Source organism: Streptomyces sp. NPDC004561 (assembly GCF_053602155.1).
The window spans coordinates 1-7,510 of record NZ_JBSGDB010000431.1; the positions used below are offsets into that span (position 1 = coordinate 1).

Genomic DNA, 7,510 nt, shown 5'->3' on the forward strand with positions numbered 1-7,510 from the left:
ACGCGGCCGGTGTACGGCCGACGATCGCGGCCACCTCGGCGAAGGGGTACCGGAAGACGTCGTGGAGGACGAAGGCGACGCGCTGGGCCGGGGACATCGAGTCCAGGACGACCAGGAAGGCCATGCCGACCGACTCGTCGAGGGTCACCCGGTCGGCCGGGTCGGAGGCGATGCCGTGCGGCCGGCCGCCGTTCCACTCGGCCGGGTCGGGCAGCGGCTCGGGGAGCCACTCGCCCACATAGTGCTCCCGCCGCGCCCGTGCCGAGCCGAGCTGGTTGAGGCAGACGCGGCTGGCCACCGTCGTCAGCCAGGCGCCGGGGGACCTGACGGCCTCCTGCTCCCGGCGGGACATGGCGTACCAGCGGGCGTAGGCCTCCTGGACGGCGTCCTCGGCGTCGGCCAGCGAGCCGAGCATCCGGTAGGCGATGTCGATCAGTTGGCGCCGCTCACCGGTGACCGGGGCGGGCTCCGGCGCGGATCGGGTGGACATGATGGCGCGGACTCCCTCCGTAGCGTCCGTTCTCACCAGTCCGACCGGACAGCGCGGCCGTTTGTGACATACGACGGCGACGCCCCGCCTCACAATCCGGGGCGCTGCGCTGTCGGACCGGTGGAAGCACGCCCGGAGCGCGGATCACCCCGCCCACCGGGCACCGCCGACGGCTCGAAGGAGCGACTCCACCATGACCACTTCCACCAGCGGCACCGCCGCCCAGCAGGACGGGACGCAGGACGGGATCCGGTCGCGCCTGCCCGACCTCACCCGGCTCTACCCCGACCTGGCGGCCCTCTCCGGTGCCGTGCACAAGGCCGTCCGCAACGGTCCGGTCCCGCAGACCACCATCACCCTGATGCTGCTGCGCGCCGCGCAGATCGTCGGCAGCACCTACCACTGCGTCGCGATGACCGACGGCCTCCGCAAGGCCGGGGAGGAGGAGAGGCGCATCACGGCCGTGGCGACATGGCAGGGCGCCCCCTGCTTCACCGACGCCGAACGCGTCGCGCTGGAACTCGCGGAGGCCGTCCTCACCCCGAACCCGTTCGGGGAGCGTGTCTCGGACGAGCTGTTCGCCAGGGCGTCCCGCCACTACGCCGACGCGGAGATCTGGCACCTCACCGTGGCGCTGGGCCACCTGGGTCTGTTCATCCCGGTCGCGCTCGTCGGCAAGCCGATCCCCGGCAGGCCCCCGGGCAAGAACTACAGCAGGTGAGATCCCGTCGGCCGGGGTGGACCCGTCGCGAAGCCCCGGCCGCTTCAGGGGAGCGTGCGGCGCGGCCGGGGTGCCACGCGCGGGTCTGCCTGTATGTGCGGGGCCCGGCGGTCACGGTTCGCAGGTGAACCGGCCGTCACCGGACGGTCGATGGCCGTCAGGCGCTTTCGTCCACCTCGGGTTCGTGTTCTTCCGGCGACTCCGGCGACTCCGGCGACTCCGGCGACTCCGGCGACTCCGGCGGCTGTTCCGGCGACCCCGGCTGTTCCGGCGTGGGCCGATCGGTGTCCCGGGAGCGCGACGGGTGGGCGATGGCCCGGGTGGAGGGGCCTTCCTCGGCGCGTGAGATGCGGTGCAGTTCCTGGGCCTGCCTCATCAAGCGATGCGCCTGGGTGTCGTTGCCCTGCGCCCATGCGATCTTCGCCGCCAGCCGGTAGGCGTAGCCGAGGGCGGCGGGATCGTCCAGGGTGCGGAAGCGCGCGAGTGCCAGCCAGGCGTGGCGGGCGGCCAGATCCAGCTCGTCGGACTTGCGCAGCGCCTCGGCGGCAGCCGCGTACGCATGCGCGGCCCCTTGCTGGTCTCCCTGCTCGTCGAGGAGCGCGGCCGCTTTCCGGGCGAGCTCCGACGCCTCCGGGTACTGGGCGACGTACATGTGCAGCGCGGCCTGTCCGACCAGGCACTCCGCCAGCAGCCCCGCGTCGCCCGCCTCCTCCAGGCAGGCGTGGGCGTCGGCCTGGAACTGCATGGCTTCCTCGACGAGACCGGCGGCCAGGGCGCGCTCGGCGAGGGACGTCAGCCGGCGCCCGCGGTCGGCGGTGTGCTCGGACGAGGTGCGGGCCGTCTCGGCGGTGTGCTTCAGGTTCTCGGCCAGTTCCTTGCGCGCGGCCGGGACGTCGAGGTCCGGCGGCCGTCGCCCAGGGCCGGCCGCCTCGCCCAGCAGGGCCAGGCAGCCCCGGGCCCGTGCTATCGCGCGGCCGTCCCGCAGGGCCGTCGCATACCGGTAGGCGGCGTCCGCTTCCTCCTTCGCCTCGACGGGCTGCTGCTCCTCGCGCAGGGCGTCGGCCACCTCGCAGCTGAGATCGGTCGCCAGCTGCCAGCCGTCCTCGCGCGAGGCACGGGCCGCCGCGCGCAGCTCGGCCAGCGCGGCGCCCCGCCAGGACTTGCGGGTGCCGCCGCCGCGGGCGTCCTTCAGGGCCTGGCGAAGATGCCGGTAGAGCAAGGTGCGTCGCGCGGCCTTCGTGCCCGCCCTCGTGTGCGAATAGCTGCGGTAGAGGTCGTGGAAGGCGTAGCGGCCGTCGGCGCGCTGGAGCAGGCCCGCGTCCACCAGTTCCTCCAGCATCAACCCGCAGATGCCCGGCAGCCGCTGGCTGATCGCGGCGGCGGAGTGGCGGTCGAAGTCGGGACCGGGGTGGCTGGCGCAGTCGTCGAGCACCTGTTTCTGGTCCTCGGTGAGCGCGTCGTACGACACGGTGAACGCCGTACGCACCCGGTCGTCGTCGGAGTGCAGGTGCTGCAACGGCCGTTCCGACTCGCGCATCGCCTCCAGCAGCAGGTCGGGCGGGGTACGGCGGAGCCGGGCGGCGATGGGGCGCAGGGCGAGCGGGAAGCAGCTGAGCAGCCGGGCGATCTCGGTGAGTTCCGCGTCGTGCCCGGTGAGCCCGCTGAGGTCCTGCAGCATCGCCACCGCGTGACCGAGATCCAGTGGAGCCAGCGCGTGCCGGCGGCCGACCGCGTCGGTGAGGGAGGTGCGGCTGGTGACCATGACCAGCGCGTGCGGCGCGGCCGCGACCGCCCGGGCGACGTCCCAGGCGTCCGTGATGTCGTCGAGCAGCACGACCGGCATGCCGGGGGGAGGGCGGCGATCGGCGCCGTCGGACGTGCCGAGGGCCGGGTCGGCGGTGAGCCGCCGGTACAGCTCGGCCGCGAGCGCCGACTTGCCCACGCCCGGCGGCCCGTGGAGGATCAGCGCGCCGGGACCACGAGCCGCTTCGGTGGCCAGTTCCCGCAGTTCGCGGTCACGGCCGAACAGCCGCTCGGGCGGCGACGGGACGGCCGGGCCGTGCCTCTTGGCGGGTGACGTGTGGGGTATGTACGCGGGATTACGGAAGATGGCGATGCGCTCACCCGAGTTGTGCGCACCGAGCTGCGGGTGCTGGGGCTGCTCGCGCGAGGCCAGTTCCCCCCGCAGACGGCCGTGCAGGGTGCCGAAGTCGAGCACGGGACCGGCCTCGGGCAGGCCCGCGCGCAATAGGCCGAAAAGCGCGCCGGTGAACGCGGACAGCTCCTCGCCGGGCAGCGAGAAGGCGAGTTCGGTGGCCGCGCTGGAGGTGAGCACGCAGACGCCGTCGATGTCGGAGACCTGCTGGAGCACCGCCTCGTGCCGGCCCATGGCGCCCTCCAGGGCGGCGCCGCTGAAGCAGAGTCCAGGACCACCGCGCACTTCAGCCCGCGTCGTCGGTGGGCGGCCCGCACCTCGTCGCGGATGTGGGCGTACGGCAGTGAGCGCCACATCTGGTGGTCGTTGGAGTCGTGCAGGGCGAGGTGCAGCTCGGTCGGCCGGTCGGGATGCAGCAGCCCGTGTCCCGCGAAGTAGACCAGCAGTGTGTCCCTGGCCTGGTGCACGGCGCTGTCGATGGCCTTCATGACAGTGCCGACGTCGGCTTCCGGGCCGAGCACCCGGCAGTCCGGCTCGGCCAGGCCCCACACCTTCGTGTCACGCAGCGCGTCCCGCAGTGCCACGACGTTCCGTTCCACCGCGGGCAGTTGGGCGAGGGCGGAGTCCTGGGCATACCGGTGGACGCCGATCAGGACCGCCCGGGAGGCCGCCGGATCGGACAGCCGTGTGCTCATGCGTCACCGTGCTCGGGCGCCGGCCCCCGGTCCGCGTCCTGGTCCGAGTCCCGGTCCGCGTCCTCGTCCAGCGTCCGGACCTGCTCCCGGCGCGCCCGAAGCACCCTGAGGACGTCCTCGGCGGTGCCCTCCAGCAGGGTCCCGTCGCTCTCCGTGACCCGTACGACGGGGGGTTGTGTACCGTGCGGCCGCCGCCAGGCAGCGACGGAGACCAGCAGGCCGAGCAGGCCGACGCCACTGTCGACCAGTGCCGTGACCGTGTCGACGGTGCCCATGGCGCCCGAGGGCGGCTCAGGCCGGGACGCACCGGCCGGGGCGATCTCGGCGCCGGACCGGGCCACCGCGGGGTCGCGCCGGAGCCATCCGGCCAGTGAACCGGCGCTCGCGGCGCTCCGCAAGCTGATCTGCACCTCGCCCATGCACTTTTCCCCCGTGCCGTGCGCGCACGCCCGGTGCGGCGTACGGAACACTCAGGGTCTCATCTTCCCCATGAGCAAGGGGTTTTCTGCCATCCCTCCACCCCGCCGAGGGTCGAATTCACGCCAGCCAAGGGACCGCGCTGGTGGTCGAGGACGGCATGCCGGACGCGGTGTGTGTCGCCGAGGCCGCCGGATCGTCGACGCGGGTCAGGGGTGTGACACCTTCTGGTCGAGGAACTCCAGGACGAGCGGGCCGGCGATGTCGCGGCACTCCTCGAAGTAGGCGTGCCGGGCGCCCGGGATCAGCTCCAGCCGGGCGCCGGGGATCCGCGCGGCCAGCAACGGCGCGTTGGCGGTGGGGTTGAGCAGGTCGTCGGTGCCGTGCAGCACCAGGGTGGGCGCCGTGATGCCCGGCAGCGCGTCCCAGACGTCGTGGCCGTCGCTCGCGATCAGGTGTCCGCGCCGGGCGTGCGGCGGCATGTCCGGGTCGCCGAGCGTGTGGTGGGGACCCGGATGAGTGGCGAGCCAGGCCGGCGTGTACATCAGCTCCAGCAGCGCCCGCCGCGCCTCGGCGGGGTCGGACCGCACCAGGGACCTGCGGACCTCGTCGCTCCGCTCGATGCCGTGGCGGCCGCCGGCCGAGGTGCAGCCGAGCACCAGGGCGCGCACCCGCTCCGGGTGGTGCACGGCCAGGCACTGGGCCACGCGCCCGCCCATCGACGTGCCGTACACGTCCGCCCGGCCCACGCCCAGTGCGTCGAGCACCGCCACGACGTCGTCGGCGAACTCGCCGGTGCTGTACGGCGTTCGGGGCTTGTCGCTGTCGCCGGTGCCGCGGTAGTCGAGCGTGACGGTGCTCCGGGAACCGGCGAAGTCGTCGCGCACGCCGTCCCACCAGTGGTGGTCGTTCGCCTGACCCGCGAGCAGGACGAGCGCCGGGCCGTCGCCACGGGTCTGGTAGGCGATGCGGACCCCTCGCGAGGTCGTGGTGTACGGCACGGCGTTCCTTCCGGCGGCGGGGACGGGTCGGAGGAGGGCCGCCGCGCGCACCTGCCGGGCGGCCGTTCGTCGACACGGTAGGACACATGTCCCCGGTCGTCGTGTGACGGGTGGGCGACTCGGCCGGCCGGTCGGCCGGCCAGGCTCGGCTGCGGCGGGCAGACGCCACACGCCGCCGTCGGCCCGCGCGGTCTTCGACGGCTTGCCGCGCATCAGCTCGGCCTTGGGCTCGTTGCGCGCGGCGTGCCTACCGTAGTAGACCCGCTGCACAAACTGGGCGGACACTCCCTCCTGGCCCCGAGGGAAGAGGTGACGGCTTGAACCGGTTCACCGGCAGGGCCGGACGGGCCTCGGCGCCCACTCATCACGGTGAGATCCTCCAGGGCGTCTTCCGGCACCGAGGCGGCCTGCGGCGTGGACTCGTCACTCTGCCGTGCCGCATGCACGCCGTCCGCGCGGAGTTCACACCGGACGGCGGGGGAGCGGTCACCGTGTCACCGCCCTGGAAGAAGAAGGCCCGGCGCGCCGCGGAACTGGCGCTCACCGCGCTGGGAATTCCCGCCGGCGGGCACCTGGTGCTTTCCGACGACGTCCCCGTGGGCCGCGGATTCGGCTCGTCGACGGCCGACGTCGTCGCGGCCATCGGCGCGGTGCGGGACGCCTTCACCCGCCCGTTGCCGCGGGAGGAGGTCGCCCGCCTGGCCGTACGGGCCGAACAGGCCTCGGACGCCGTGATGTTCACGGGCGCGACCGTGCTCTTCGCCCACCGCGAGGGCGAGGTCATCGAGGACTTCGGCGCGCCGCTGCCACCCCTGCGCATCCTGGGATTCGGGTCCGGCGTGGGCGCGGGAACAGGCGCCGGTGTGGACACCCTCGCCCTGCCGCCCGCCCGTTACCGCCCACGGGAGATCGGCCGCTTCGCCGAACTCCGGGGCGCCCTCCGGCAGGCGGTCCGTGACAAGGACGTCGTACTGCTCGGCGAAGTCGCGACCGCCAGCACGCGCATCAATCAGGAACACCTTCCGATCCCCCGGTTCGAGCGGATTCTGGCCGTCGCCGCGGAAGTGGGGGCGACGGGTGTGCAGACCGCCCACAGCGGCGACATCGCCGGTCTGATCTTCGACCCCGCAGATCCGGACACGGACACCAGGACCGCCCATGGAGCAAAGCTCCTGCGGGACATCGGAATCTCCGAACGCTGGGAGTTCGAAGTCGACGGCTGAGACGGCCCCGAGTACGTCGCCCAGGATGTGATCATCCAGCAGGCCTTCACCACCCTGCCGGTGGACGTGGTCGGATCCGGCCTTACCGCGTCGGCTATTGGGAAGGGGTGGGGGCGGCCCCGGTGACGGGACCGCCCCCGGCGTCGGTGCCGCTCGCCGGTCAGTGGTGGCCGGTGTCCTTGAGGGATTCCTTGCGCTCCCGGGCCTCGCCCGCGGCCTGTGCGGCGTGCCCCTTGGCGATGAGCTTGTCGTTGCCCACGGCGTGTCCGGCTGCCTGTGCGGCCTTCCCCACTGCCTGTTCGACCTTGGCTCGGGCCTTCTCGCTGGCGGCCATGCTGCTCACCTTCCTCGGTTGCCGGTGTCCGGTGCCGGCAGTGCGCATGACCCGTCACGCGGCCGCTAAACGTACGGGCAACACGGCTTTTCGCGTGTGCCGTATTGCCGGGCCGAGGTGCGTGGGATGCGGAAGTGGGGGAATGGCGCGGTGCACGCGGATTCCCTTCAACGCGTGGAAATAACCAGCATTTTGTGTGCGTGCGGGGATGCGGCAAGGGCATTCGGTGGCCAGGAGGTCGATAACAATGGTTCCCCTGCTTCTGGTTCTGCTTCTGGCTCTGATCCTCTTCGGCGCGGGCTTCGCGCTGAAGGCCCTGTGGTGGATCGCGGTGATCGTGCTCGTCGTATGGCTGCTGGGCTTCCTCGTCCGGCCCGCGGGCAGCGGCGGCGAATACTGGTCCCGGCAGGCGGACTTCGTCGTCGAGTCCGAGAAGCTGGGCCTGGACGTCTGCTACTGCGCCGACCGCACAAG

General features: G+C 72.8%; 7 protein-coding genes and 1 pseudogene. 3 read left to right on the top strand and 5 right to left on the bottom strand.

Translation table 11 applies throughout. The features are described from left to right. A partial coding sequence (locus ACWEN3_RS36695; RefSeq protein ID WP_452980105.1) for a sigma-70 family RNA polymerase sigma factor occupies positions 1–490 on the bottom strand: 490 nt, incomplete at its 3' end. Positions 491–683: 193 nt separating this feature from the next. Between ACWEN3_RS36695 and ACWEN3_RS36700 the strand changes: the two genes are divergently transcribed. After that, on the top strand, positions 684–1,211 hold the full coding sequence (locus ACWEN3_RS36700; protein WP_452980108.1) for a carboxymuconolactone decarboxylase family protein: 528 nt from the start codon (positions 684–686) through the stop codon (positions 1,209–1,211). 157 nt (positions 1,212–1,368) lie between these two features. On the opposite strand, the gene ACWEN3_RS36705 is transcribed toward ACWEN3_RS36700, so the two are convergent. From ACWEN3_RS36705 to ACWEN3_RS36715, 3 genes are all read right to left on the bottom strand, one after another. Next, a complete protein-coding gene (locus ACWEN3_RS36705; RefSeq protein WP_452980111.1) occupies positions 1,369–3,651 on the bottom strand; it encodes an AAA family ATPase in 2,283 nt (760 codons plus the stop codon). 406 nt (positions 3,652–4,057) lie between these two features. Further along, entirely contained in the window at positions 4,058–4,480 is a 423-nt protein-coding gene (locus ACWEN3_RS36710) for an effector-associated constant component EACC1 (RefSeq protein ID WP_452980114.1), read from the bottom strand. Between the two features lie 207 nt (positions 4,481–4,687). After that, complete coding sequence (locus ACWEN3_RS36715; protein WP_452980117.1) at positions 4,688–5,479, bottom strand: alpha/beta fold hydrolase; 792 nt, start codon at positions 5,477–5,479, stop codon at positions 4,688–4,690. A gap of 317 nt (positions 5,480–5,796) precedes the next feature. On the opposite strand from ACWEN3_RS36715, the gene ACWEN3_RS36720 reads away from it, so the two are divergent. Further along, on the top strand, positions 5,797–6,702 hold the full coding sequence (locus tag ACWEN3_RS36720) for a GHMP family kinase ATP-binding protein (RefSeq protein ID WP_452980120.1): 906 nt from the start codon (positions 5,797–5,799) through the stop codon (positions 6,700–6,702). Positions 6,703–6,862: 160 nt separating this feature from the next. On the opposite strand, the gene ACWEN3_RS36725 is transcribed toward ACWEN3_RS36720, so the two are convergent. Further along, positions 6,863–7,036, bottom strand: coding sequence for a CsbD family protein (locus ACWEN3_RS36725; RefSeq protein WP_452980123.1), 174 nt, complete (start codon positions 7,034–7,036; stop codon positions 6,863–6,865). 247 nt (positions 7,037–7,283) lie between these two features. On the opposite strand from ACWEN3_RS36725, the pseudogene ACWEN3_RS36730 reads away from it, so the two are divergent. Continuing rightward, positions 7,284–7,430, top strand: a pseudogene (locus ACWEN3_RS36730) (hydrophobic protein); the annotation flags it as partial. Positions 7,431–7,510 lie beyond the last annotated feature (80 nt).

Bases quoted from the DNA above. Each gene is read 5' to 3' on its own strand.
- ACWEN3_RS36725 (WP_452980123.1), bottom strand. From the start codon at position 7,036: ATGGCCGCCAGCGAGAAGGCCCGAGCCAAGGTCGAACAGGCAGTGGGG.
- ACWEN3_RS36700 (WP_452980108.1), top strand. From the start codon at position 684: ATGACCACTTCCACCAGCGGCACCGCCGCCCAGCAGGACGGGACGCAG.
- ACWEN3_RS36710 (WP_452980114.1), bottom strand. From the start codon at position 4,480: ATGGGCGAGGTGCAGATCAGCTTGCGGAGCGCCGCGAGCGCCGGTTCA.